The following is a 270-nucleotide window of genomic DNA, read 5'->3' on the forward strand; positions in this document are numbered from 1 at the left end:
TAAATCTTGTAGACTTCGGCAACGATGTCTGACAAGTAACCCTTCTTGAATGGTGCCAAGATTGGCGTCTCGGCAAAGTATGCCTTGATGTCAGTACCTGGCTCCAAGAAGAAGCGATCATCGATGGCGTGTAAGTTAGCCTCAGTTGGCTCGTTCAAGTATGGGAAGTCGACTGGCAAGATGTCGTTAAAGAACAACTTACCAACAGTCGTCGTCATGATACGTGAACGTTGCTCGTCAGTGAATGGCTTCTCTGCAGGGAATGAAGAC

Annotated in this window: 1 protein-coding gene; it reads right to left on the reverse strand. The window is 47.4% G+C overall.

Annotated features, from left to right (window positions below; all coding sequences use genetic code 11):
• A partial coding sequence (locus MN204_RS20705; RefSeq protein ID WP_249872941.1) for a hypothetical protein occupies positions 1–270 on the reverse strand: 270 nt, incomplete at both ends.

Origin of the sequence: Oceanobacillus saliphilus (assembly GCF_023522835.1) — a bacterium.
In the GTDB taxonomy this organism is placed as follows: domain Bacteria; phylum Bacillota; class Bacilli; order Bacillales; family Amphibacillaceae; genus Oceanobacillus; species Oceanobacillus saliphilus.